General features: G+C 49.5%; 20 protein-coding genes. 8 read left to right on the top strand and 12 right to left on the bottom strand.

All coding sequences use genetic code 11. The annotated features are described in order from the left end of the window. Positions 1-177 precede the first annotated feature (177 nt). The 5 genes from coaA to pfkA all read right to left on the bottom strand — a co-directional run bounded on the left by coaA (position 178) and on the right by pfkA (position 6,536). The gene (coaA, locus tag F0L74_RS14645; protein ID WP_149838588.1) at positions 178-1,131 is read right to left on the bottom strand and encodes a type I pantothenate kinase; all 954 of its coding nucleotides are present in this window, start codon (positions 1,129-1,131) and stop codon (positions 178-180) included. A gap of 23 nt (positions 1,132-1,154) precedes the next feature. Next, complete coding sequence (locus F0L74_RS14640) at positions 1,155-2,531, bottom strand: NAD-dependent succinate-semialdehyde dehydrogenase (RefSeq protein ID WP_149838587.1); 1,377 nt, start codon at positions 2,529-2,531, stop codon at positions 1,155-1,157. 195 nt (positions 2,532-2,726) lie between these two features. After that, positions 2,727-3,713 carry a helix-turn-helix transcriptional regulator gene (locus F0L74_RS14635; protein WP_149838586.1) on the bottom strand — a complete coding sequence of 329 codons (987 nt, stop codon included), beginning with the start codon at positions 3,711-3,713 and terminating at the stop codon, positions 2,727-2,729. A 341-nt stretch (positions 3,714-4,054) separates the two neighbouring features. After that, on the bottom strand, positions 4,055-5,545 hold the full coding sequence (pyk, locus tag F0L74_RS14630) for a pyruvate kinase (protein ID WP_149838585.1): 1,491 nt from the start codon (positions 5,543-5,545) through the stop codon (positions 4,055-4,057). Positions 5,546-5,555: 10 nt separating this feature from the next. Beyond that, positions 5,556-6,536, bottom strand: a complete 981-nt coding sequence (gene pfkA / locus F0L74_RS14625; RefSeq protein WP_149838584.1) for a 6-phosphofructokinase — start codon at positions 6,534-6,536, stop codon at positions 5,556-5,558. Positions 6,537-6,747: 211 nt separating this feature from the next. On the opposite strand from pfkA, the gene F0L74_RS14620 reads away from it, so the two are divergent. Then, positions 6,748-8,847 carry a prolyl oligopeptidase family serine peptidase gene (locus tag F0L74_RS14620; RefSeq protein ID WP_213086968.1) on the top strand — a complete coding sequence of 700 codons (2,100 nt, stop codon included), beginning with the start codon at positions 6,748-6,750 and terminating at the stop codon, positions 8,845-8,847. 146 nt (positions 8,848-8,993) lie between these two features. Further along, positions 8,994-9,890 carry an SDR family oxidoreductase gene (locus F0L74_RS14615; RefSeq protein WP_149838582.1) on the top strand — a complete coding sequence of 299 codons (897 nt, stop codon included), beginning with the start codon at positions 8,994-8,996 and terminating at the stop codon, positions 9,888-9,890. A 46-nt stretch (positions 9,891-9,936) separates the two neighbouring features. Here F0L74_RS14615 and F0L74_RS14610 read toward each other — a convergent pair whose 3' ends face one another. The 3 genes from F0L74_RS14610 to F0L74_RS14600 all read right to left on the bottom strand — a co-directional run bounded on the left by F0L74_RS14610 (position 9,937) and on the right by F0L74_RS14600 (position 15,864). After that, positions 9,937-11,040 (bottom strand): HU domain-containing protein, encoded by a 1,104-nt coding sequence (locus tag F0L74_RS14610; protein ID WP_149838581.1) that lies wholly within the window; start codon positions 11,038-11,040, stop codon positions 9,937-9,939. Positions 11,041-11,072: 32 nt separating this feature from the next. Next, the gene (locus F0L74_RS14605; protein ID WP_149838580.1) at positions 11,073-12,722 is read right to left on the bottom strand and encodes a TonB-dependent receptor; all 1,650 of its coding nucleotides are present in this window, start codon (positions 12,720-12,722) and stop codon (positions 11,073-11,075) included. 61 nt (positions 12,723-12,783) lie between these two features. Further along, complete coding sequence (locus tag F0L74_RS14600; RefSeq protein WP_149838579.1) at positions 12,784-15,864, bottom strand: tetratricopeptide repeat protein; 3,081 nt, start codon at positions 15,862-15,864, stop codon at positions 12,784-12,786. Between the two features lie 398 nt (positions 15,865-16,262). On the opposite strand from F0L74_RS14600, the gene F0L74_RS14595 reads away from it, so the two are divergent. From F0L74_RS14595 to F0L74_RS14575, 5 genes are all read left to right on the top strand, one after another. Further along, positions 16,263-16,670: a DoxX family protein gene (locus F0L74_RS14595; RefSeq protein WP_149838578.1), complete on the top strand. Its 408-nt coding sequence runs from the start codon at positions 16,263-16,265 to the stop codon at positions 16,668-16,670. Between the two features lie 2 nt (positions 16,671-16,672). Continuing rightward, the gene (locus F0L74_RS14590) at positions 16,673-17,083 is read left to right on the top strand and encodes an acyl-CoA thioesterase (RefSeq protein WP_149838577.1); all 411 of its coding nucleotides are present in this window, start codon (positions 16,673-16,675) and stop codon (positions 17,081-17,083) included. A gap of 163 nt (positions 17,084-17,246) precedes the next feature. After that, on the top strand, positions 17,247-18,488 hold the full coding sequence (locus F0L74_RS14585) for a CinA family nicotinamide mononucleotide deamidase-related protein (RefSeq protein ID WP_246197712.1): 1,242 nt from the start codon (positions 17,247-17,249) through the stop codon (positions 18,486-18,488). Positions 18,489-18,558: 70 nt separating this feature from the next. Next, positions 18,559-19,947: a dihydrolipoamide acetyltransferase family protein gene (locus F0L74_RS14580; RefSeq protein WP_149838576.1), complete on the top strand. Its 1,389-nt coding sequence runs from the start codon at positions 18,559-18,561 to the stop codon at positions 19,945-19,947. A gap of 281 nt (positions 19,948-20,228) precedes the next feature. Further along, positions 20,229-20,858, top strand: coding sequence for a response regulator (locus tag F0L74_RS14575; RefSeq protein WP_149838575.1), 630 nt, complete (start codon positions 20,229-20,231; stop codon positions 20,856-20,858). A 703-nt stretch (positions 20,859-21,561) separates the two neighbouring features. On the opposite strand, the gene rbp is transcribed toward F0L74_RS14575, so the two are convergent. Then, a complete protein-coding gene (rbp, locus tag F0L74_RS14570) occupies positions 21,562-21,885 on the bottom strand; it encodes an RNA-binding regulator (protein WP_149838574.1) in 324 nt (107 codons plus the stop codon). Positions 21,886-22,134: 249 nt separating this feature from the next. Here rbp and F0L74_RS14565 point away from each other — a divergent pair, with 249 nt between their 5' ends. After that, positions 22,135-22,854: a hypothetical protein gene (locus tag F0L74_RS14565; RefSeq protein ID WP_149838573.1), complete on the top strand. Its 720-nt coding sequence runs from the start codon at positions 22,135-22,137 to the stop codon at positions 22,852-22,854. A gap of 117 nt (positions 22,855-22,971) precedes the next feature. On the opposite strand, the gene F0L74_RS14560 is transcribed toward F0L74_RS14565, so the two are convergent. The 3 genes from F0L74_RS14560 to F0L74_RS14550 form a co-directional block, all read right to left on the bottom strand. Next, positions 22,972-23,583: a DUF4230 domain-containing protein gene (locus F0L74_RS14560; RefSeq protein WP_149838572.1), complete on the bottom strand. Its 612-nt coding sequence runs from the start codon at positions 23,581-23,583 to the stop codon at positions 22,972-22,974. 175 nt (positions 23,584-23,758) lie between these two features. After that, complete coding sequence (locus F0L74_RS14555) at positions 23,759-24,274, bottom strand: cupin domain-containing protein (RefSeq protein ID WP_149838571.1); 516 nt, start codon at positions 24,272-24,274, stop codon at positions 23,759-23,761. A gap of 156 nt (positions 24,275-24,430) precedes the next feature. After that, positions 24,431-25,258: a DUF6597 domain-containing transcriptional factor gene (locus tag F0L74_RS14550; protein WP_149838570.1), complete on the bottom strand. Its 828-nt coding sequence runs from the start codon at positions 25,256-25,258 to the stop codon at positions 24,431-24,433. Between the last annotated feature and the right edge of the window lie 11 nt (positions 25,259-25,269).

Below are 25,269 nucleotides of genomic sequence, written 5' to 3'. Positions count from 1 at the left end.
AGTAATCTACCCCACGATCGTGGAAGGTTCCGGTGATAAGCCGGAACCTTTTTTATGTGCAATAAGTAAGTGGTGAATTTGTGAGAAGGGAGAAATTATAAATAGCGGATAACCGTTTGCGTTATATGTTATACAAATACTATTGCAACGCATGAGCAACAGCAGAAAGATCTGTATTTAAGTTTTCCTTAGCTGGATAGATTGTACCATGTGATGACTGCCTTTCTCCAATATAAGGCTGGCGCGGTAGCGCGTAGGCTCAATATTCTGTTCCAGGTTAGGTTTGTTGATCTCGTTCCAGATATGTGTAGCCATGGCTACCGTTTCGTCGTCTGACAGATGCGCATAACGGTGAAAATAGGAATGCGGGTCCTGGAATGCTGTAGCGCGTAGTGATTCAAAACGCGCTATATACCATTCCCGCAGATCTTTTTCTGCGGCATGCACATAAATGGAGAAGTCAAAGAAATCAGAAACAAATACGGCTGGCTCCCGCTGCGGGCGGGCCCTTACCTGCAGCACGTTAATACCTTCTACGATCACAATATCCGGCGTTTCTATCCACTGCTGCTGATGTTGTTGCACATCATACTCCAGGTGGGAATACATGGGCGCGCCTACTTTTTCCATACCGGATTTTACATTGGCCAGGAACTGTATCAGCCTTCGTATATCATAACTTTCCGGAAAGCCTTTGCGGTTCATCAGTCCCTTTTGCTCCAGCACTTTATTAGGGAACAGGAACCCATCTGTAGTAACCAGGTCTACGCGCGGATGATTAGGCCATGCAGCCAGTAAACGCTGTAATACGCGGGCGGTAGTGCTTTTGCCAACAGCCACGCTACCGGCGATGCCAATAATATACGGCACCTTATGCGTGTGGTTGTTAAGGAAACGGCTGGTAGTAGCATGCAGCTGTTGTGCGGCGGTTACATGCAGGTTCAGTAATCGCGAAAGCGGCAGGTATACCTGCAGGATCTCTTCAGACGTTAAAGGCTCGTTGAGACCTTGCAGTTTGGCAATGTCATTCTCGAAATTAATGACGGCATCATCCCTTTGTTTGGACCATTCTTCCCGGCTTATAGTAATGTAAGGTGAATAGTGCACAGGTTTAGTTTGTTGTTGCTTCATAGTAGATAGGGAAGAGAGAATATTTATTTCAGATAGATGGTTTTGATATTCAGGAATTCGTGTGCGCCTTCTGAAGCAAGCTCTCTTCCATAACCAGATTGTTTAATGCCGCCAAATGGCAGGTGCGGATCAGAATGCATGAGCTCATTGATAAATACGCTGCCGCTCTCGATCCGGCTGGCCAGTTGTTTGGCCTTTTCAAGATCCCGGGTCCATAAGGCGGCGCCGAGCCCAAAGCTAGGATGGTTTGCCAGCGCAATGGCTTCCTGTTCATCCTTTGCCGTGATAATGGTACCCAGTGGGCCAAAGGTCTCTTCGTCAAACGCGGCCATACCGGGCCGTACGCCTGCAAGCAGGGTAGGGGCAAAGTTACAGCCTTCATATTTTCCGCCGGCCAGCAGGGTAGCGCCTTGCTGCAGGCTTTGCTGTAATTGTTTATCCAGCTCTTCTGCCAGATCGGGACGGGCCATAGGCCCCATCTGGTTAGCCTCCGCAAAGGGATCTCCCTGATGCAGCTGTTGCACCAATGCGGTTACTTTATGCGTAAAGTCTGCCGCTACCGCGTTTTCCACTATCCAGCGCTTGGCGGCAATGCAGGATTGTCCGGCGTTTTGCATACGGCCTTTTACGGCTACTGCGGCCGCCGCGTCCAGATCGGCGTCTTTCAGCACCACAAAAGGATCGCTGCCGCCCAGCTCCAGCACGCTCTTTTTTATGTACTTACCGGCCAGCTGTCCCACGTTTTTACCGGCAGGTGTGCTGCCAGTAAGCGTTACGCCCTGTACGCGGTCGTCGGCTATAATGGGCTCTATATCTTTAGATGATAACAACAACGCCTGAAAAGCGCCTTCCGGAAAACCCGCTTCCAGGAAAAGCCGTTCAATAGCCAGCGCGCAACCGCTTACATTGCTGGCGTGTTTAAGCACGCCTGTATTGCCCGCCAGCAGGTTGGGAATGGCAAAGCGGAATACCTGCCAGTACGGGTAGTTCCAGGGCATTATAGCCAGTATAATACCTTTGGGCTGGTATGCTATATAACTGTTATTGGCTTCGTAACTATTGCCGGCGTCCGATGGAACGGGTTTGGGTTGTAACATGCCGGCTATGTGTTGGGCGTAGTATTCCGCGCTTACGGCGCATTTCAGCACTTCAGCCTTTGCTTCCTTCAGTGTTTTACCCATTTCGCGGGTAATGATGGTAGCGTGCTCATTGGCCTGCTCCTTTAACAGTGCGGCTACCTGCATCATCCAGTCACAACGTTGCTGCAGGGATACCTGCCCCAGCTGCCGGAAAATGGCATCGCCCAGCGCCAGTTTCTTTTCTACTTCCTGCGGCGTGTGTGCTGCATACTCAGCTATGGTTTCCTGCGTGTACGGGTACACACTCTTAAAGTTCCCCATAAAACCTGGTTTAAGGGCCCAAATTTAGGGTTTATAACAATAACAGTGCCCAGGGTTTTATGAGCGGTGGTATAACGCAAATGCAGGCAAAAAATGCCGTCCGGAGTAAAATGTGTATTACGCGCGGATGCTGTCAGGAACATGGTACAGCATGCAACCGCCGCGATGATATCATCCTGCTGAGGCAAAAGCTCCTCAATATTTTAATCCCTTTCCGCCGCCCCGTTTACGTAGTGATTCCGGGTGACAATCAAAATAGGATTTAAACGCCCTGCGAAATTCACGCCGGTTGTTATATCCCAGATTACGGGCGATAGTAGGCAAAGTGGTAAAGGTTTCCACTACGTCTTCAAATGACATTTCCATCCGGCTATGGTGATCAAATTCTGCTAGCGGGATGCCATTTAGCCTGGTAAACTGGTTCAAAAGCAATTCAGGATCCTTTACTTGCAGCATTTTACATAAATGGGGGATGGAAAGTGGTTTACTCAGGTATTTCTTCAGATAATCCGTTATCTCATCCACTTTGCAAATTGCCTCCGGCGTTAGCGGTACATCCGGTATGGGATACAAACCGGAAAAGTCTTTCATAAAGGATTCCAGTAACTGTTTTGCCTTTTTCAACAGGTATACGCCGGCCGCTTTTCCGGTATACTTATGCTGGCGTATATCTTTTATCAGTGAGCTGCAGCGCGCATTGGTAGTTATGGGCCGGTCCATGTTAATATGTCCGCCTCCGCGGGCTCCTGCATCCTTTATAGCCTGTAACATGCTGGCGGCAGCCGGGTTGCCCGATAATTTCATTACGGTACTTTCCTTAAGATCTATATGAAAGAATATATGCCGGCCTGGTGGCAGCTGTGCATAGTTTAAACCATCGCCCACCAGGAACAGGTTAGCCTGTCCGGGTACCAACATCACTTTTTCCGCCGCGTTAAGGGCCGCTTCTGCTTTGATCTCGCTTAACATGAAATTGAGCTTGAGCCCTGGTTCAAGTGACAAGGGGCTTACTTCTACCAGTTCCGTTACGGTAATAACATGATACCATAACGTAACGTCTTTCAGCATAATATACTGGGAAAAAACAGTTCGCCTGTCATCGCAATAATAAAGCCTTTGCGCGCCACGGATAAAATATGGTTTAAATGCAACGGGGATCCGGCTGATAATACTGAGTTCCATTTCATGGGATTTGCGTGGAAATAACATGACAATTAGATTGTTTTGGTTATCGTAAGAATGGTGCTTAGTACAATGGTTGGCGTTATAAAATATCTCCTGTCTGAAAAAATTCGTGTACTATTTCAAGAGCAACATTATGATCCAAAATTCGCAAAGGAAATCGGATAAAGGGTTAATGCGTTGTTAAACACAAGGTTAACCGGATGTTAATGTGTGGCCAGGATCGTGATTATTGCTAATCCACAGTTAATATTTGTACGATAGGTATATGATGCCGACAATAAAAAAGCGGGTGTATCAACCGATACACCCGCCGTTATTTTCAACAAAACGATAGCTGTTTATTCCTGCACCCTGGTGATCTTAAGCACGTTGGTAGGCAGGTGTTCTTTTACCGGGGTACTGCCGGTATTTACCACGATATCTTCGCCTTTGATAAAACCTCTTTCCTTTAGGATATTGATCTGATCAAGGATGATATCATCCAGGCTCTCTTCTTCTGCATAGTAGAAGGCGCGTACACCCCAGCTTAAGCTCAGCTGGTTTACCAGTGATCTTTCCTTGGTGAAGATATACAGCGGAGAGCGCGGACGGTAGCTGCTAAGCATAAAGCCAGTGTAACCGCTCTGCGTCATACCTATCAGTGCATCTGCATCCAGGTCTTCCGCTATCTTACAGGCGTTGTAGCAAAGCGCATCGCTCAGGAAGGTAGCAGAGTGACGGTGAGGTATCAGGTTACGGTTGTAGATCACTTCTTCTTTCTCTACTTCCGCAATGATCTTTTTCATGGTCTGTATTACCAGTACGGGGAACTGGCCGGTAGCAGTTTCGCCGCTCAGCATCACCGCATCAGCGCCTTCCAGTACCGCGTTGGCCACGTCAGTGATCTCGCTACGGTTAGGGCGTGTACGATCTATCATGCTTTCCATCATCTGCGTAGCAACGATCACCGGTTTTGCACGGTGTATACATTTGCGGATGATGTCTTTCTGGATCATCGGGATCTGCTCTACGGGCAGCTCCACACCCAGGTCGCCGCGGGCGATCATTACGCCATCGCTTTCCCAGATGATCTCTTTCAGGTTCTGGATAGCCTCCGGCTTTTCTATTTTGGAGATGATCTTGATCTTGGAATTGCGTTCCTTCAGCTTCTTACGCAGGTCCATCAGGTCCTTTACGTGACGCACAAAGGAGAGGGCTACCCAATCACATTCCTGGTCAATGATGAATTCCAGGTCAATCAGGTCCTTTTCTGTCAGGGCGGGCAGGGAAACCTTGGTATCCGGCAGGTTAAAGCCTTTTTTGGAGGACAGTACGCCGGGCAGGCTCACTTCAGCCTTGATCTCGCCGGCCGGCGTGATCTCTTTTACCACCGTCTCGATCTTACCGTCATCCAGCAGGATCTTCTGACCGGGCTTTACATCCCTGTGCAGGTTTTCGTAGGATACATAGATCCTTTCCATAGTGCCCACCACTTTCTCGTTTACGAAAGTGAGGATATCGCCGGCCTTCAGGGGCAGCGCGTTATTCTCAATTTCGCCTACGCGCAGTTTGGGACCCTGCAGATCGGCCAGTATGGCTACGTTGTAAGGCTCCGTTTGGTTAATCTGGCGGATATGTCCGATAATACGGAGTTTATCCTCATGCGCGCCGTGTGAAAAGTTCAGACGGAACACATTTACGCCAGCTTGTACCAGCGCCAGTAACTTCTCATAGGTGTCGCAAGCAGGACCAACAGTGGCAACGATCTTAGTCTTATGCGTGGAATGTTCTCTGGATGCCTCATGATCCATCTGCTTGTGGTAATATTTGGATAAATCCTTTGTACTCATACGCTTATTTTTAACTCGCTAGAATTTTACACATCTTGAACCATTCCGGATCCATTTCCTCTTTGGCTTTTACTGCGTGATCCAGCGGTGTATAATGGATTTTGTTGTTTACGATGCCTACCATTACATTATGGTTGCCTTCTATCAGGGCGTTTACTGCGGCATAGCCCATACGGCTGGCCAGTATACGGTCCTGACAGGTAGGTGTGCCACCCCGCTGGATATGGCCCAGGATGCATACCCTGGTATCTGCATTTGGCAACTGGTGTTTGATCATTTCTGCCACCTCATTGGCGCCCCCGGTCTCATGGCCTTCTGCCACTACGATCAGGTTCACCAGCTTGCGGCGGCGCTCGTTGGCCTGCAGGTCTGCAATGATATCCTGCACATCGGCCTTATGCTCCGGCATCATGATATGCTCCGCGCCTGTGCCAATACCGCTGTACAGGGCAATATAACCGGCGTCGCGGCCCATTACCTCAATAATGAAAAGGCGGTCATGCGCATCTGCGGTGTCGCGGATCTTGTCAATTGCTTCTATGGCGGTATTTACAGCAGTATCGAAACCGATGGTAAAATCCGTACCGGCAATATCCTTGTCGATAGTGCCTGGCAACCCTATACAGGGTATATCAAATTCCTTTGAGAATTTCTGTGCTCCTTTAAAAGATCCGTCCCCACCGATCACCACCAGACCGTCGATATTATGCTTTTTCAGGTTCTCGTAGGCTTTCTTTCTGCCTTCCGGCTCATAGAACTCCATACAGCGGGCCGTCTTCAGGATAGTGCCACCCCGTTGTATGATGTTCGCCACAGATTTGGATTCCATTGGCAGAATCTCGTTCTTTAACATGCCCCGGTAGCCATACATAACGCCGTACACGTTCATCTGATGGTAAATACCTGTTCTTACAACTGCTCTTACGGCCGCGTTCATGCCTGGGGCATCTCCGCCGGAAGTAAGAACCGCAATGTTGTTCACTTTTTTCATTCAGGATATAATATTTATCTTCCCTGTGGTTATTTTAGATAGTTAAAAAAACACCAAAAGGGCGCACAAAAATAACATTTTGGAATTTGTTTCCTAACAGTTATCAGATGAAATAACCTAAATTTTCAATTTTCATTAAACAAAGCAGGAATTTTTTATAAAAACCTCAGATATGCAAAAAAAAGGTTATGAACCTATACTAATCTTACTTATGAGCATTTTAACAGGCAGTGCAGCGGCACAGGAAACACCCGGATTAGTATACCCGGTTACACAAAAGACAGATACTATTGATGATTACCACGGCGTAAAGGTCGCAGACCCTTACCGCTGGCTGGAAGACGATCACAGCGAGGCGACTGCTGCCTGGGTAAAGGAGCAGAACACCGTAACACAGGCCTACCTGGAAAAGATCCCTTTCCGGGACGCTATCCACAAACGGCTTTCGACCCTCTGGAACTATCCGCGGAGCGGGGCGCCGTTCCAACGGGGCGATTATTACTACTTTTTTAAGAACGACGGTTTGCAGAACCAGGCTGTACTGTACCGCAAAAAAGGCCTGGATGGCCCGCCAGAGGTATTCCTGGACCCTAATAAACTGTCCAGCGCCGGTACTACCGCCCTGGGCAATATGAGCTTTTCCAACGATAATAGGTATATGGCCTATCTGCTGGCAGGCGCCGGATCTGACTGGCAACAGGGTTTTGTGATGGATGTAGCTACTAAAGAGCTGCTATCCGACAAGCTGGACTGGATCAAATTCAGCGGCCTGTCCTGGAAAGGTAATGGCTTCTACTACAGCCGCTATGATGCGCCGGATGAAAAAAGCAAACTCTCCGGTAAAAATGAGTTCCATAAGGTATACTACCACCGCCTGGGCACGCCCCAGGACCAGGATGAGCTGGTATATGTAGATAAGGAACATCCGCTCCGTAATGCCGGTGTACACGCAACGGAGGATGAGCGCTTCCTGATCCTCAACACATCTGAAGGCACTTCCGGTGCGGAATTGCAGTACCGCGACCTGCAGGATGCCAGCCAGCAAGGCTTTAAGATGCTGATCAAAGGCTTTGACTTTGAGCCGGAGGTGATCGATAACCTGGGCGGTAAGCTGCTGGTGCGCACCAACCATGATGCGCCCAACTATAAAGTGGTGCTCATCGACCCTAAACACCCGGAAAAAGAGCACTGGCAAACCATTGTACCGGAAAAACCGGAAGCGCTGGCCGGGGCAAATACCGCCGGGGGCCGCTTATTTGTAAGCTACCTGAAAGACGCCGCAGAGCGTGTATATGAATATAATATAGACAATCCCGCTAAGGTTACGCATAAAGAGGTGGCGTTGCCGGGCATCGGGTCCGTATCCGGATTTGGCAGCAGGAAGGAGCAAAAGTCCTTTTTCTACACTTTTACCTCCTATACTACGCCCGGTACCATCTACCGGTACGATATCGCCACAGGCAAATCCACCCTGTATGACAAGCCGGTAGTACAGTTCAACCCGGATGAGTACGAGACCAAACAGGTATTTTTCATGAGTAAGGACGGCGCCCGGGTACCCATCTTCCTTTCTTACAAAAAAGGACTGAAAATGGACGGCAATAACCCGGTACTGCTGTACGGGTATGGGGGCTTCAATATCCCCATGACGCCGGGCTTTAACGTGTCTAACCTCTTCTTTATGGAGCAGGGCGGTATTTATGCCGTGGTAAACCTGCGTGGTGGCAGTGAATATGGCGAGGCCTGGCATAAAGCCGGTATGCTGGACCATAAACAGAATGTGTTTGACGATTTCATAGGGGCGGCGGAGTTCCTGGTAAGGCAAAAATATACCAACCCGGCCCGTATTGCCATCCGGGGCGGCTCCAACGGCGGGCTGCTGATAGGCGCCTGTATGACCCAGCGGCCAGACCTGTTCAAAGTGGCCCTGCCCGCGGTAGGCGTGATGGATATGCTGCGTTACCAAAAGTTCACCATTGGCTGGGCCTGGGTAGTAGAATACGGCAGCAGCGACAAACCGGAGGACTTTAAGTACCTGATCAAATACTCGCCTTTGCATAATATCAAGCCTGGTACGGCTTACCCAGCCACCCTGGTCACCACCGCAGATCATGACGACCGCGTGGTGCCGGCGCATTCCTTTAAGTTTGCCGCCACCCTGCAGGCGGCCCAGAAAGGGCCTAACCCCGCGTTGATACGTATAGAAACACAGGCTGGCCACGGGGCTGGCAAACCTACCTCCAAGCTCATAGATGAAGCCACGGATGTGTGGGCGTTTACGTTGTATAACCTGGGTATGACCATGAAGTAATAACATATTAAGTATCCTGCACCTGGAAGGGTGCAGGATACTGCTTTGCCATTAAACGTATACACCGTGATGGAACCCGCCTCATAAATATTTCTAAAAGCGTTCGGGAATGCTTCGCATTTCGTAATTTTAATTAAATGGCTGCTATGAAGGTTTTAATCACAGGAAGTAATGGTTTATTAGGACAACATCTGTTACCGCTTTTTATACAGGACGAACGCTATGAGGTAATTGCGGTGGGCCGCGGCGTAAACCGCCTCCCATCACAACATGGCTATACATACGAGTCCGTGAACCTGCGGAATGCGGTAAGCGCCCAGCAGCTGCTGGAAAAGCATCAACCGGATGTGATCATCCATGCGGCAGCCATGACACAGGTAGACGAATGCGAACGCAATAAAGACGCCTGCTGGGATACCAACGTAGCGGCTACACGCTACCTGATCCAGGCGGCGGAGAAACATAACGCCTTCTTTATCTTTCTTTCCACAGACTTTATTTTCGATGGGCTCGAAGGCCCCTACCGGGAGGATGACCACCCCAACCCCCTTAGCTATTACGGCGCCAGCAAGGTGGCCGCGGAGCGCATGGTGAAGAACTGCAAAGTGCCCTGGGCCATTGTACGCACGGTATTGGTGTACGGCACTGCGTTCGATATGCAGCGCAGCAATATTATCTCCTGGGTGAAAAACAACCTGCAGCAGGGCAAAAAGATAAAAGTGGTAGACGATCAGTGGCGCACGCCTACCCTGGTACAGGACCTGGCTACCGGCTGCAAGCTGGTGGCGGATAAACGCAGCAACGGCGTATTCCATATCTCCGGCAAGGAAATGCTCTCTCCATATGACATGGCCATACAGACAGCCAATTTCTTTAAGCTGGATGTCCGTCTTATCGAAAAGGTGAACGCCAAGACCTTTGTACAACCAGCCAAACGTCCCGCCAAAACAGGCTTCGTTATAGACAAGGCGGTACAGGAACTAGGGTATGAACCACATAGTTTTGCGGAAGGGTTAGAGATCGTAGGTAAGGAAATGGGATAATAGGGGTAGGATAGGGGACTATTGAAATGCGGCTAGTGCCTTTTGACTATTTTATCAACTCCAGGTACGCCTTAAACTTCTGGGCGTAATTCACTTGAACAGTTTTTATATTGGCAGCCGTATCGGCTGCCAATGAGCGGAAAGGCACGGACAGCCTCACGGTGGAGGAGTCCCTGCCTATATAATCCATACTAACATTTACATTGCAACACCTCTTTAATTGACTCGCTCTTTTTTCAGCGTTAGCCCGTCCATTCGTATACTCAGCAAATACTACCAGGTATTTTAAGGTGTCCGTTGGCTTAAAAGTCACCGGCGCGGTACCCGTATCAATAGGCGTTACCTCTTGTGGCATAGACATGGTGTCCGCGGGGATCACAGGCGGCGCCGTTTCTTCCGTGTTATTATCTGCCGCCAGCGATGACTGATTATTCACAAACCACCAGATAGCGGTAGCTAACAGCGCGGCTGCAATAGGAATGGCTACCCACCACCACCTGAAACGGGATTGTTGCTCCTCCTGTTCCCATGGTGGAACGGGCGCCGGGGTAGGCGGCTGTTCTGCTGCATATTGCGAGCTGGCTGCGGGCGTGGGTGTTGGGTCCGCGGGCGGCGTGTAGGCCGGCTCCTGGTAGGCAGGCGCTTGATATGCCGGCTCCTGGTACGCCGGAGTTACCGGTGGTGGCGTATAAGTATCAACCGGGGGAGGCGGTGTGGAGGCCGGTGGCGTCCAGCTGGGCGCCGGGTCAGAAAAGTTTACCTGCCGCAGCTGCAAGGTATCAGGTCTGCTGGGCAGGGCCTCTTCCCGGAAGACAATATGCCCCTGGGAGTTGAGCTGCAGGGTGCCGATGCCCGGCAGGTCTAGCGGCTGACCGTTCTGCAGGTCCGCCTTCAGCGCATTAATATATTTGTCCAGCTTTAACTGCGCTACGGAGGATACCAGGTTCTCCTTCAGGGAGATCCATTCCACGCAGGAGCCGTCGTCTGTCCAGTTTTCTTCAAAGGTAACCTGCTGTGCAGGCGGGTCCAGGCTTCTGTCCACTGCATTATACCTGGCGGGGGAATACTGAAGCGTGAAAGTGCCTAAACCGGGCACTATGCACACTTGTTGTCTGAAAAGTACATCCTGGATGTATTGCTGTAATATCAAGGTCGTTTATGATTATTGCGCAAGTTTACAACTTAAAATTTAATCATTATGCCCCCTACTATATTAAAACCATAGGTGGGATACCCGTTCCAACGCTGGTAATGCGTGTTAAACAGGTTGTTAGCGTTCACCCAAACATTGAAATAACGGCCTATATCGTAGTCCGCGCCGGCATTCAGGTCCCATGCGCCCTTGGTTTTGTCAAAATCCAGGTTGGGTAGCTGGTAATAGCTGCCGCTTAAAGCATACAGGTTGGCGTTCAGGTGCAGCTTTTTAGCAAAGGTATACTGGGCAAAGGCGTTGGCCTGGAAAGGTACCAGCCCCCAGGGTTTTACCTCTGAGGTCTGTTTGTTATAGTTAAACCAGTCGCCGGTAAGGCGCAGCTGGAATTTCTCTTCCTCTATATAACCCACTTCCGCATGCAGCTGGAATGCAGTCAGCTTCTCTTCATTCTTCATAAAGAAGGTGTTATGCATGGGCAGGGTATCGTTCACGAACAGGGGCAGGTTATACCAGGTAACCGCGGCAAACTTGGTATTATAATTAAAATGGCTGCCCAGGGTACCTTTAATACCGGTGTATTTTTCCTCCACGCGGGTATTCAGCAGGCCGCCCATGGCCGGGTATTGGCCAATAAAGGGATTCTTGTTAGCCAGGTTCCGGTAGCTGTTTTTATCGATATAGGAGATCCAACCGCTGCTCAGGATCACTTTCTTACGGAGGATATGGGACTCATTCACGATATCTGGCAGCAGGTAGAATTTGCTGTTGGTCCAGGTAGGATTTACGCCGGCATGCAGCATAAAACCGGGTTTTACCAGTTCCAGCGCCGGGTGAATGGCCACCACATTATTATTGATCTGCTTTTGGTCTCCCTCTTTAAAGGTAGAAAGGTCAAAAACGCCTTCTGCTTTCAGGTACAGGTCCTGCACCAGCTGTTTGGTAACCGGCGCATTAATGATCACGGTGTTCTCCTTACGGTCAAAAGCGTCATTAAACACCATGAATTTGGCCCGGGGCGCAATCCTGAAGGCCCAGTCATTCTGTACGCGGTTCTTTAACCCTACGGTAATGGTACCCTGGTTAAAAGCCTGTTTTACATCGCCGGCTTTCAGGTCGTACAGGGTATGATCATAACCGTAGTAATGGATCACATTCCGGTCAAAGCCCACGCTGCCGTTGATCTCGAACAGGGGAGAAAAATAGGTGCCGGAGGCCAGCACGTTCAGCGCACTATAGTCCTGGTTCTTGATATCCCCTTTGGAAGAGGTGAAATTGCCATACAGGCCAAAATTGAATTTATCATTCCGGTTGCTGCCAAAACCTGCCTGTATCAATGGTGTACGGTAGTTGCCAAAACCCGCCTTGATGAAGTTATTCTGCAGGGGGCTCAGCGTATCCCTGCCCAGGGCCAGCGGCTTCAGTGGCACGGGCTGGTACATGAAATACAGGTTAAGGGCAGGCACCTCATACAGCAACCGTGGACGCGCAGTATCTGCGCCCGGCAGGGATGCCGTCAGGTTCAGCTTGGCCGCATCGCGCAGTTTGGGCTGATAGGTGGATATAATGTCGATCGTTTCCTGTTTCAGTGAATCCTGCGCGTGTGCAGACTGCTGCAGTGAAAATACTGCCATCATCCCCATCAATCCCCACCTGCTTATATATTTGATGTTACCGTTCATTTATGCGCTTTTATGATTTATTCAACTTTACAATTTGCTCCTGGTCCCGTTGGGGACTGTATTAAGGCTGGGTCCTGATCTTTGATTCCGCCTTTTCCTCTGCTTCTACTTTAGCCAGTTTGTCTTTGGCTTCCTGTTTCAGCTCTGGTATGGGGCAGTTCTCTGCCAGGCTCTGGAAAGTAGCTTTGGCATTGAAATAATCTTTCTGCTGGGTGTATACATCCCCTAACAGTATATAGGATTTAGCCACCCAGGTGCCGTAGGAGGGCGTGTTCTTGATCACGTCAAAACCTGCTTTTTCTGCATTTTCCAGGTCATTCTTCAGCAGGTAGCTCACGCCGGTATAATAGCGGGCTTCAGCCCCGGTCTCGGATTTGGTAAGGCCAGCCACTGTTTTAAACTCGTTAATGGCATCGTCATACTGCTTTTGCTCCTGCTGGGCCCTGCCCAGGTAAAAATGCGCCAGGATCTGGTCGTCTGTGCTCAGGCTGGAGCTGGACAGCAGTACCTCTGCATAGTTGGCCGTTTCGTCCCAGTGTTTCAGCTCATAATTGCTGCGCAGCAGGCCGCGGGTGGCCGTCTGTGTATTTTCCTTACTGGTGCTCAGATCCTGTAGCTGCAGGTAGTAATTGCGCGCTTTTTCGTAGTTCTTAACCTGGTAAAAATTGATATTGGCGGCCTGCAGGGCAGAACGCTCTGCATACAGGCTGGTGTTACCGGCCAGTATGTACTCATAACCCGGCAGCGCGGTCGTATAATCATTGCTGTTGTATGCGCACTCTGAGCGGTAAAAATAAGCCGGCATGATAAACTGGCCGTTGGGATACTGCTGTATATAGTTGTTGAACGCCGGGATGGCGCCTTTGCAGTCCCCGCTGGTAAACCGGGTCTCTGCGGTGGCATAGGCCAGGGAATCCGCGGAGGAAGCGGTCACCGTTCTGCCGCTGGCTTTCAGCAGGGCCACATATTCATCTGTTTTGCCCTGGCTTACATAGATATCCTTGAGGCTCTGCAGGGCCTCATTGGCCTCCGGCGAGTTAGGGTACTTATCTATCACCTGGCGATAGTAGGATAAAGCCTTGCTGTCATTATCCTTATTATAATAGCTTAATCCCAGCTTTACCAATGCACGCGGTGCGTTGGGGCCGTTGGGCTGTTTTTGCAGCACCCGCTCCAGGAAGGGGATGGCCTCTGTATATTTTTCATCTGCCAGGTAGGTATTGGCGATCTCCAGGTCGGCGTCATTGCCAAAGCCGGATGCCGGATATTTATCTCCCAGCTGTTTTAGCAGGGCCAGCTTTTCTGTGTATTTGCCCTGAATGCCCAGGATGATACTTTTCTGATAGGTAGCATAATCTGATCCGGGGTCGTTATTGGCGATCACCCGGTCGTATAATGCGGTAGCCTTGGGGAAATCCTTCAGCATATAATAACAGTCCGCGCTGCGCAGCAGGGCGTCGTTGTTGATACGGCCTGCATTAGGGCCGCTGGCCTTTTGCGCTGCCTGGAAATGCTGGAGGGCGTGCGTGTAGTCCTCTTTTTTTAACAGGGCATAGCCCATATTATAGCTGGCGGTTGGAGCATTGGCCTCGCCGGAAGCAGGTACGCTGCCGGTCAGATAGGTGTTCAGGTTCACGATCGCATTATCTGTACGTTGCTGACGGATGGCGATCTCCGCCTTCCAGAAATGAGCCAGCTGTTTAATGTTCTTATCATAGGGGTTGCCAATGGCCACATCCAGCAGGCGGTCTGCCTCTGTTAGCTGGCCGTCGTTGATCAATTGGGTGGCCCTGCCATAGGCTACCCGTTGGTAAGCCCGCAGCACGGTGGGGCTTTTGTCCCTGATGGCTTCTATCGTGGCAAGGGCGTCCGCATAGTTATTGGTATTGACCAGCAGGCCCACCAGTATTTCGCGGGCCTCTTTATTATAGGTGGACTGCGGGTAGGTGTTCACGAAATTGGTAAGTTCCGTAAGCGCCACATCAGAATACCCCAGTTCATAAGAAAGTTTGCCATAGTTGAAGCGGGATATTTCCTGCTGCTGCGGGTTGGAGTTGTTACGGGCGCCAAAGGCAAATGCATTACGGGCATTGGCTTTTTGATTGGTACGCAGGTAACAGTCGCCCAGCAGGTACATGGAGTTCTGGCCCAGGGAGTCTTTTTCGCTGCTCAGCTGTTTAAACCCGTTGATGGCTTTATTGTAATTCCCCGTTTGGTAATAACAGTAGGAGAGTTGGTATACATCTTCTTTCCGTACTTCCTCCGCCTGGTCCTGGTATTCCTGCAGGTAGGGCAGGGCTTTTTTGTAGTCCTTTTTCTCGAAATACGCGTGTCCCAGCAATTGTTTGAGCTCCGCATCGTAGTAGATATCGCCTTTCTTCAGCAGGGGCTCTCCGTAGCTGATCACCTGGTCGCGTTTACCCTGGAAATAATAGATCTCGGCAATATAGTAGGGTACAATACCGCTGTATTTAGGATCCTGTTCCACGCGTTTAAAGCTGGCCAGGGCCTCGTTATATTGTTTGTTATTATAGGCAATAAAACCGTAGTAATAATTGGCGGGTACGTAGTACTTGCCTTCTATTTCCCGGATATCGCCAAATAATGGCTGCGCTTTTTTGAAATCCTTCACATTAAAATAGCAATACGCCAGCTCAAATTTCGCGTCTGCTATCTCACTGTTGGACAGGTTGTCGATATTAGCTTTTTCGTAGTAGGGAATAGCTTCCTGGAACATGTTTTTGTGGAAGTAGTATTTGGCCAACTGATAGCTTACCAGCTGTTCGCGGGCATTGTTATTACCATGTTCCACAAAATCGAGGGCCAGCTTTTCTCCATTAGGCTGCTGCAGTTTAAGCGCGCAAACAATGTAATAGTACTGAGCATCCGTTTTTACCAGGTTCCGGTTGGTTTCCTGGAAATAGTCGATATTCTCGATCACCTGGTGGAAAAGCTGCATAGATACGCCATACTTTTCCTGCTGAAACAGTTGTTGCGCATCCTTGAAAACTTTATCAGGATCAGTGTAAATGCGTGTTTGTTGCGCCCGGGCAGTAGGAATGGCCAATAAGCCGGCGCCGGCAAAGGCCAGGAGGGATAAATACAACTGTCCGGAAACCACGATCTTTCTTATGAACTGCATGCTCTGTGTTTATTTGTTTGTTGGCGGTAGCCGTTGGCGGCAGATGATAAACGGCGGACTATCCCCACACGTTCTACTTGCGGCTAACGGCTAACAACCGGCGACTCTTATAAAAAGGTGTAGGGCTTATCTGTTAACGCAAATGTCCCGTTATTGGTATTGACAATCAGGAGATTAATATCAGCCGGCATCAATGATCAGATAAAACGGGACGAATTCAGGAAAACAGATAACCCAATAACGCTCAATCAATGGTAGCAAATATAAAAGTTTATACTTTTCTGCCTGGTATTGCTTATCTACAGCAATGTGGATAACTCTGAACCCACGGCATAGGCGTATTGCCCTATCTTGCGACGAAATTAACCAAAGCAAGAATTAAACCATTTTTAAATTCTATGAGAAAACTGTTTTCAGCCGGTTTAACCAATGGTACTGTACATTTTTCCCTGCTCCTGACACGGCTGGTGTTTGGGGGGCTGATACTCACTCACGGATGGCCTAAACTCATGAATTTTGCGGCCGTTTCTCAGAAGTTCCCGGATCCGTTTCATATAGGCAGAACAGCTTCCCTGGGGTTGATAGTTTTTTCAGAGGTATTTTGCGGCGTATTTGTGATATTGGGCCTGCTTACGCGCCTGGCTGCCATTCCGCTGATCGTTGGGCTGAGCGTGGCGATCTTTATGATCCATGCAAATGACGCTATAGACGTAAAGGAAAAAGCCATCATGTTCCTGGCCGCATTCGTTGTGATCCTGTTCTGCGGGCCTGGTAAAGTGAGTGTTGACAATTTGATAGGAGGATAGATATGTTTACTGCTACCATCCAGATACGTGTACGTTACGGAGAAACAGACCAGATGGGTTATATGTATTACGGCAATTATGCCCTCTATTACGAAGTGGGCCGCGTAGAGGCCCTGCGTACGCTGGGCGTTAGCTATAAGGAAATGGAGGAGCAGGGTATTATGCTGCCGGTGGCGGAACTGCATACCAAATACCTGCGGCCGGCCCTCTATGACGATCTGGTAACCGTAAAGACTACACTAAAAGAATTACCTGCCCATCATAAGATACAGTTCCATTCAGAGCTGTATAATGAGAAAGGGGAGTTGTTGAATGTAGGCGTTACCACGCTGGTATTCATAGATACCGTTACCAAAAAGAAAGCTGATATGCCCCCGGTATTAAGGGAGAAATTAGCGCCGTTTTTCCAGTAGATCCGCTAACAGATCAAAGATATCAGGGCTGGCCGGTGATCTGGCTGGCCCTTTTCATGCCAGGCAGCTTGCAGCCACCTGGTTCCCCCTCCCGCTGAATAATTGTGTTTTACAAGGTTTTACTCCCTAATTTTGCTCCTTTCGTATCTAAAAACCATTACGCGTGGAAAAGATAACAGCCAGCATCATCACCATTGGGGATGAATTGCTCATAGGACAGACCATAGACACCAACTCCGCCTGGATGGCACAGCAACTGAACGGCATGGGTATATGGGTACAGCGCCGTGTAGCCGTAGGGGATACGCGGGAGGCCATCCTGGATGCGCTGGACGCTGAAAGCGCCACTGCTGATATTATACTCATCACCGGTGGATTAGGCCCCACGGCGGATGATATTACCAAACCTACCCTGTGGGAGTATTTTGGGGGAGAGATGGTGCAGCACGAACCCACCCTCCAACGTTTGATGCAGCTTTTCGAAAGCAGGGGGCTGCCCATCCTGCAGCGGAATATAGACCAGGCCCTGGTACCTGATTCCTGCACGGTGCTGTTAAACAACTGGGGACTGGCCCCGGGTATGTGGTTCGAAAAGGACGGCAAGGTATTCGTTTCTATGCCGGGCGTGCCGCATGAAATGAAAGGCATCATGCAGGATCATGTCATCCCCCGCCTGCAGGAGCAGTTCCAGACAAAGGCCGTGATGCACCAGACCTTGCTTACTTCCGGTATGGGCGAGTCTTTTGTGGCAGAAAAACTACTGCAGTTCGAGGCTAAGCTGCCCCCGCATATCAAACTGGCCTACCTGCCCAGCTATGGCCTGCTGAAGCTGCGGCTTACAGCCCTGGGCGAGGATAAGGTATCCACCGCCGCGGAACTATCCCTGCTTTTCCATGAAATGAAGGACTTGCTGGCGGAGATTGTCGTGTATGACGAAGACATTCCCATGGGAGAAGTGCTGGGCCGCCTGTTAAAGGAAAAGGGCAAAACCGTGGGCACGGCAGAAAGCTGCACCGGCGGCTATATTGCGCATAATATCACCGCGGTGGCAGGCAGCTCCGCCTATTATACCGGCAGCGTAGTCACCTACAGCAACGAAATGAAGATGAAAATGCTGGGCGTAAGCGCCGCCACCCTGGAAGCGCATGGGGCGGTAAGCGAGGAAACAGTACGGGAAATGGTAACCGGCGCCCTCAAGCTGCTGGGTACCGATTATGTGATCGCAGTATCCGGTATTATGGGGCCTGATGGCGGCAGCCCGGAGAAACCTGTGGGCACCGTATGGGTAGGCGCTGGCAGCGCGGAGAAAATGACGGTCGTAAAATTCCGGCTGATGTATGACCGCGAACGAAATATCCAGATGACAGCCATCTATGCCATGAATGAACTGAGAAAACTGCTATGAGGATGCAGCCATGCGCATATTCACACATTAACCTTACATTTGTTGCCAGCTAAACACTAAAATAGATCTTATGGCCATTGTAGAACTGGTAATGCCCAAAATGGGGGAAAGCATTATGGAAGCCACGATATTACGCTGGCATAAAAAGCCCGGTGATCACGTGAAAGCGGATGAGACCGTGCTTGAAATTGCTACGGACAAAGTGGATAGTGAGGTGCCCTCCATTGCCGACGGGGAAATTACCGAATTACTTTTTGCAGAGAACGAAGTTGTACCAGTAGGGGCGGTCATCGCCCGTATCAGCACAGCCGGTACGGCGGACATACCGTCCGTATCTCCCGCCCGGGAGGCCGCCCCTGCAGCACACCACGTTACGGAAGATGCGGTAGAGGTACACTATACCAGTACGGCAGCACCCGCCGCCACCGCACAGCCCATAGAGCCGAAATTCACTACGGGTAGCCCCCGCTTTTATTCCCCCCTGGTACTGACCATTGCCCAGCAGGAAGGCGTAAGCTTTGCGGAGCTGGAAAAGATACCAGGCAGCGGCAACGAAGGCCGGGTAACCAAAAAAGATATACTGCAATATGTGGATGCGCGTAAACAAGGCAAACAGCCGGTGACACCGGTTACGCCGGTACAGGAAGTGCCTGCCGCCACTACTGCGCCCACTGCCACCCATACCATCCCGGTAGAGCCGCAATTGCCCGCTACCACCACTGCGCCTAATTATAATGGCAGCACTGGCGGTAATGTCGAGATCATTGAGATGGACCGTATGCGTAAGCTGATCGCAGACCATATGGTACGCAGCAAACATACCAGCCCCCATGTGACCAGCTTTGCGGAAGCAGATGTGACCCACATGGTAAAATGGCGCGATACCGTTAAGAAGGATTTTGAGCGCAGGGAAGGGGAGAAGCTCACTTTTACCCCCCTGTTCATAGAGGCCCTGGTAAAATGTATCAAACGCTTCCCGCTGGTAAACTGCTCCCTGGAAGGCGACAAGATCATCCTGAAAAAAGATATCAATATAGGTATGGCAACGGCCCTGCCCTCCGGCAACCTGATCGTACCGGTGATCCGGAATGCAGATATGCTTAACCTGGTAGGCCTTACCCGGCAGGTGAACCACCTGGCCAATGCGGCCCGCCAGAACCGCCTGAAACCGGATGATACCCAGAACGGTACCTTTACGCTCACCAACGTAGGCACTTTTGGCAGCTTAATGGGCACGCCTATCATCAACCAGCCCCAGGTAGCGATCCTGGCGGTAGGCGCCATTAAAAAACGCCCGGTTGTTATAGAAACAGAACATGGCGATTCCATCGCTATCCGCCATATGATGTACTTGTCGCTCTCCTACGATCACCGTATTGTAGATGGCGCGCTGGGCTCCACCTTCCTGAGCGCTGTAGCCCAGGAGCTGGAAAGCTTTGATCCGGAAAAAGAATATTAATAAATAATGCCGGCTTTGCAGGCAGGAGGGTGTATCACAGGTTGATACACCCTTTTTTTGTCTCCGCGCCACCACCCATCCACTTTTTCACCCCTACTATTGGGCAGCGTACGCCTAACACAAATGTTCTGCGCCCATTAACATCGCGTTAACCATTTAGCGGGTAAATGACAGTAATTTACGTAGTACAAGAGCGCATATATCACGGGATGATATATTTGAAAGGAAAGAGAGTCAACCTATGAAATTTAGCCGCAATACATATCCTACTCATCTATCATATGATTAACGTTGGAATCATCGAGGACAACTATTTCCAGCTTAACAGCTACAAGGAATACCTGGAGGACCTGCCGGATTGCCGGGTAGTATTTGCCTGTAAATCTATGGAGGAATTTGCTGCTTTGTCTCCCCAGGACATGGAAGCACAGGTCGTGCTGCTGGATGTAATGCTGCCGGGTATGTCTGGCATTGAGGGCATTTACCAGCTGCGCGAAGCGTTTCCCGAAGCAAAGATCATCATGCTTACCGCCCACGATGAAAAACAATATGTAGTACGCTGCGTAAAAGAAGGAGCCCACGGCTACCTGGTAAAAACAGGGCGGCTGGCCGATATTTATCAGGGCATACTGGATGCCGCCACCTACGGCTGCGCATTGTCGCCAAGAGCGGCCTGCCAGCTTATCAGCCACATCAACCAGGACCCATTACAGCCGGTAAGGTATAAATTAACAGAAAGAGAGTATGAATTGCTGTCGCTCCTGAAAGAGGGGTATTCCTATAAAGTAATGGCAGACCGTCTGCATTTATCCGTATTCACGATCAATCACCACCTGAAGAAGATCTATCAGAAACTGAATGTTTCTTCCAAGTCAGAGCTGGTATCGCGGATCTGTATGAATAACCTGTAACGGTCACTATTATGAGTAGCAGCATATAAGTGCTAAGCATTGATAACCACTATTATAAGTGGCGGTTTGCATGATAAACCGGCGTAATATTGTTAAATAAATAACCCTTCAGACCTTGCAACAGGCCCTATGGTGTTATGAAAAACTATGTGTTACCGTATCCATTTGTTACTGATCATCACAAGAGGTCTTTTTACAGCCTTCGCGCCCAAAAGTTTCCTCTCATTACAGTTAGCGGAGAACGGCCAGCCTGCAGGTATCTGTAAGCCGGGCATAGCTCTTTATTATGTGTTCCATATCCTCTGAATATTACGGTGTCCACCCTCCGTGCCTGTGCCTAAAGCATACGCGGAGGGAGGGATGCCGGGGCGGCAACGTAACCGGTTAGCTGCCTTCTGCAAACATATCTTAAACTACATGGCGCCGCTTTTACGGGTAATGCGCTCTTTTGTGAATCTAACCTGTTGTTACCTGCCAATACAACGGTATCGTCAACAGCAAAAGGGTGGGGTTTCAAAAATGCAGGCGGCGCCATTCTTTCTGAACAATGGTACTTCAAATATATCATTGCCGGTGGCCCGGGTAAAGACAGGTACCCGGAGGCACAAAACAAAGAGCCGCCCTGTAACATTACAGGACGGCTCTTTAATTAGTTTCTTTGGCCTTGAAAAACCTGGCGCAATAGAATAAATAACCAGTAAAATTAATAGCGACGATCGCGTCCGCCGCCGCCATATCCACCGCCACCACGGTTTCCGCCACCACTTCTGAAGTTATTATTCGGTTGTTTAGGTCTAGCTTCGTTTACCATTAATTGTTTGCCTTCAATCTCAGTGCCATTCAAACTATTCATAGCCTTACTTCCTTCTTCCTGGTTAGGCATCTCCACAAATCCAAAACCGCGGGAACGGCCAGTTTCGTGGTCCTTAATGATTTTAGCGGAGGTCACTTCCCCAAATTCGCTGAATATCTGGTGAAGGTCCTCATCGTTCAACCTATAATGCAGGTTGGCTACGTAAATGTTCATGACTAAAAGATTAAAAAAATGAAAAATAATACTGAAGATAAAGAAATTACTTTGATAAAACACGCCACCTTGTCAACTATTTCTTAAAACAAGCCCCGGAGGTACTGTGGAAGTACCTCTAATGCTGCACAGGTAAGGGTTTCAGTGTTTTTTAATTATTCATTAAGATGGTATGAATTCCAAATATGAGGCAGTTTTTCTGCTCTTTTTTTTGTAAATTTAAGATATAATCCATTAAATTTTATTGTTATGGGTGTATTGAGTGAAACATGGTTCGCAGACGGCTACATTGATTTTGAGCAGAAAAAGTACACTTTACTCGCCTACCTGCAGGAGATCAACCTGTACTTCAATGAGCATAAGCTTTACCCGCAACTGGCGGATGTGATCTTCCACTACAACAACCTGGTGGCTTTCCGGGAAAACAAACAATTTATCCAGCAGCATTTTCCCAAACGCCTCACCGCCATCAACATGGAAAGGCTGCAATTGCTCTACGAGCAAATGATCGCAGACGACGAGCTCATGCAGGAGCTGGAGCACATTATCCACTATGCCATGAAAAAGCTGAACCACACGATCAAAGAAGGCACGGAGATCTATGAGCAGGTAGAGGACAGCATGGATATTGCGCCCGTAGGCCTTATCCCCCTGGATACGCAGGAAGGCTACCTGTTCCTGTCAGACGGCCGCCGCCGGGATACGCTGGTATACGAGTACCGGCTTACCATTTTTGAGCGGCACGACGAGAAATACCGGGGCATTCACACGCAGTACATTGAGGCCTATCAAAAAGACCTGGTGCACTCCTGCGAGCACATTAAAACGATCCTGATCCGTCAGCGCAGAAAAATGCCCAACCCGGCCGTGTACCATGTGCATACCCGCCTGGTAGTGCCGTTGGATGAAACATTGCTGCCCATCGCCAAACGTTGCCTGGTGAAGTATATCGCAACGAACGCAGCCTAGTTAATGTGCAGATGTGCTGATATGCCAATGTGCTAATAAAAGTAGGCCGTACATAAAATAACGTCACAGCGTGCAAATTTCCACATTAACACATTAGCATATCAGCACATTAGCACATCAATTCAACTGGTTCCCGCCGCCTTCAAATACCACTTCCAGCGTATGGTCCTTTAGAAAGGGATCGTAATATTGGGTGATGATCTTTTTGATCTTATCCTTAGACTGCTGGAGGTAAAGATTGTTTGTTTCCAGCTGGGTACGGGAGGTCTGGTAGAGTTTTTTCTGAACATCGGTATAGGTCTCATCGTCCTGGAACAGGAACCAGCCCTTGCGGTTGGAGGTTTCCATCTTATCCACCTTCAGCTCATAACTAAGCAGTTTAGGGGCCGGCAGGGTCACCGTTATTTTTTTGTCCGTTACGGACACCTTAAAGTTCTTTTCATTCACATCCACGCCATATTTGGCCAGATAAGGGATAGACACCCAGACAGTATTTTCCTGGAACACCTTTTTCAGGTTGTCGTACCAGCTGCCATCGCCCGCCAGATTGCTACTTTTAATACTGGCATTGCCCTGTACTTCCAGGCTGGACAATTCGGCAATTTCACGCACGATAAGGCTGTTGCTAAGCACCTGCTGGTTAACCGTTCTGCTGCCAAACTGTTTACCCAGCCAGAATACGACCAGGATCAGTAAAGCAAAGGCCAATAGGGTGAGGAATCTTTTCATAGATGTAAGCTAAGGAAAATTACGTTTTGCTGCTACGGACGCGGCATACGCCGTTACAGCGGTTAAAATTGATATGATCAGTCCGGATAAACCTGCATCCAGACCTGGTATTGTATGTAATGCATTCAACGGCCACTATCGCCAGTCCGGCACAGGCAATGCATAATATGCGCCCTTAATCCGTTGTCAAAGACTGGATTAGCTCCTTATGCTGCGGATATCTGGCCTGCAATTGCCGGCGCTGCGCCAGCTCAAAATCCTCAAAATCAAAACCCGGCGCCACAGTACAGCCAACAAGCGAAAACCCATCCTCCTCATCAACCCGGGCGCCAAACCAGCTGCCGGCCGGGATCACCAGCTGCAGCTGCTCTCCCTGATGCACATTACGTCCCAGTTTATGAACAGTGAGCCCGCCCTGTGGATCAATTTCGTAGATGCTTAAGGTTACGCCGTCGTAGAAATGCCAGATCTCATCTGCAGCAATGCGGTGTAAAGCAGAGAAACCGCCTTTTTCCAGCAGGAAATAAATACAGGTAGCAGCATTCCGGTTACCCTTCATACCGGGCGGTAAGGTGGATTTATGTAAGACCCAGGAGGAACGGTAGGTTTCCCGGAAGGCGCCGCCTTCAATATGCGGCTGCAGTTGCAGGTGCTCGCGCCACCAGGCAGCGGTTTTTTCAGTAGTGATCATGGTTATTGATATGGATTATAGGTCTGCATGATTTTCATTGTTCCGGTGTTTTGTCAAAGTAATAAGAAAAACTAAAAAGAAAAAGGTAAAACGGGAATAGCTACCGCGTGGTAACCATTCGGGTTTTACCTTTCACACTTTTTTATTTTTTATGGATCACGCTACCGCTATTCCCGTCTGTGCCGGCATCTGCGCTATGGCAGCGCCTGCGGGCGAGAAGAAAGAGGGCGTTTGACCATTAAAGTATACATAATCCTGGCGCAGCACGGCATCGTTATAATACTGTGCATTGTCCATCGCGGGTTGCCATTGCGGCATGCTCATCTGCTGCATCAGGCGCATAGATTTCTTGAAGCGCAGCATCTGTGCATACAGCCTGGGCGGTAATCCTACCACTTCCATAAACATCCTTTCCAGGGTAGGTTTGGATAACTGGAAGCGGGCAGCCAGCTGCGACATGTTTACATGCCCGTTCTGCTGCTCCAAATAATCGGCTACGTTTTCTACCTCGTGGCGGGCATAAGCCTGTTGCTGCATGGCGCTTTGCAGGGCCTCATCCAGCAGGGCAGATACCTGTCCGGCGTCTGCGCTGGCCAGTTGGTTGGCTAATTGCTGCCAGTTATGACCGGGCAGCTTGCTCAGGTCGCGGTAGTAATTGCTGATAGCGTGCATGTCAATGCCCAGCATGCGGTGGCTGCCATAGGCATTCAACTGTACGATTATCACCTTTACCGGCCCCTTCACCTTCAGCTGGCTGGAGCATGTAAAATGCCCTATCACAGTTGTTTTAGGTAATGTAAAGGCGGTATGATGGCAAGGCTGGCAGGTTACTTCTCCTTCCTGGAGGAAAACCATGTACTGATCACCTAATGATAACAGGCTTTGTGGTAATGTGATCACCCCTGTTGTATCATCGTGCCAGTAGTAATAATGCTTTACATAAGGATGTAAGCTGTCTGCAGGACGATAGATATGGAAGTTCATAGGAAAATTAG

Source organism: Chitinophaga agrisoli, from assembly GCF_008386695.1.
Lineage (GTDB): Bacteria > Bacteroidota > Bacteroidia > Chitinophagales > Chitinophagaceae > Chitinophaga > Chitinophaga agrisoli.
The sequence above is the reverse complement of the archived record's forward strand: the minus strand, read 5'-3'. Positions and strand labels throughout refer to the sequence as shown.

Excerpts from the sequence above, each read along its gene's own strand:
- coaA (WP_149838588.1), bottom strand. The coding sequence starts at position 1,131 with ATGAAGCAACAACAAACTAAACCTGTGCACTATTCACCTTACATTACT.
- F0L74_RS14640 (WP_149838587.1), bottom strand. The coding sequence starts at position 2,531 with ATGGGGAACTTTAAGAGTGTGTACCCGTACACGCAGGAAACCATAGCT.
- F0L74_RS14635 (WP_149838586.1), bottom strand. The coding sequence starts at position 3,713 with ATGGAACTCAGTATTATCAGCCGGATCCCCGTTGCATTTAAACCATAT.
- pyk (WP_149838585.1), bottom strand. The coding sequence starts at position 5,545 with ATGAGTACAAAGGATTTATCCAAATATTACCACAAGCAGATGGATCAT.
- pfkA (WP_149838584.1), bottom strand. The coding sequence starts at position 6,536 with ATGAAAAAAGTGAACAACATTGCGGTTCTTACTTCCGGCGGAGATGCC.
- F0L74_RS14620 (WP_213086968.1), top strand. The coding sequence starts at position 6,748 with ATGAGCATTTTAACAGGCAGTGCAGCGGCACAGGAAACACCCGGATTA.
- F0L74_RS14615 (WP_149838582.1), top strand. The coding sequence starts at position 8,994 with ATGAAGGTTTTAATCACAGGAAGTAATGGTTTATTAGGACAACATCTG.
- F0L74_RS14605 (WP_149838580.1), bottom strand. The coding sequence starts at position 12,722 with ATGAACGGTAACATCAAATATATAAGCAGGTGGGGATTGATGGGGATG.
- F0L74_RS14600 (WP_149838579.1), bottom strand. The coding sequence starts at position 15,864 with ATGCAGTTCATAAGAAAGATCGTGGTTTCCGGACAGTTGTATTTATCC.
- F0L74_RS14595 (WP_149838578.1), top strand. The coding sequence starts at position 16,263 with ATGAGAAAACTGTTTTCAGCCGGTTTAACCAATGGTACTGTACATTTT.
- F0L74_RS14590 (WP_149838577.1), top strand. The coding sequence starts at position 16,673 with ATGTTTACTGCTACCATCCAGATACGTGTACGTTACGGAGAAACAGAC.
- F0L74_RS14580 (WP_149838576.1), top strand. The coding sequence starts at position 18,559 with ATGGCCATTGTAGAACTGGTAATGCCCAAAATGGGGGAAAGCATTATG.
- F0L74_RS14575 (WP_149838575.1), top strand. The coding sequence starts at position 20,229 with ATGATTAACGTTGGAATCATCGAGGACAACTATTTCCAGCTTAACAGC.
- rbp (WP_149838574.1), bottom strand. The coding sequence starts at position 21,885 with ATGAACATTTACGTAGCCAACCTGCATTATAGGTTGAACGATGAGGAC.
- F0L74_RS14565 (WP_149838573.1), top strand. The coding sequence starts at position 22,135 with ATGGGTGTATTGAGTGAAACATGGTTCGCAGACGGCTACATTGATTTT.
- F0L74_RS14560 (WP_149838572.1), bottom strand. The coding sequence starts at position 23,583 with ATGAAAAGATTCCTCACCCTATTGGCCTTTGCTTTACTGATCCTGGTC.
- F0L74_RS14555 (WP_149838571.1), bottom strand. The coding sequence starts at position 24,274 with ATGATCACTACTGAAAAAACCGCTGCCTGGTGGCGCGAGCACCTGCAA.
- F0L74_RS14550 (WP_149838570.1), bottom strand. The coding sequence starts at position 25,258 with ATGAACTTCCATATCTATCGTCCTGCAGACAGCTTACATCCTTATGTA.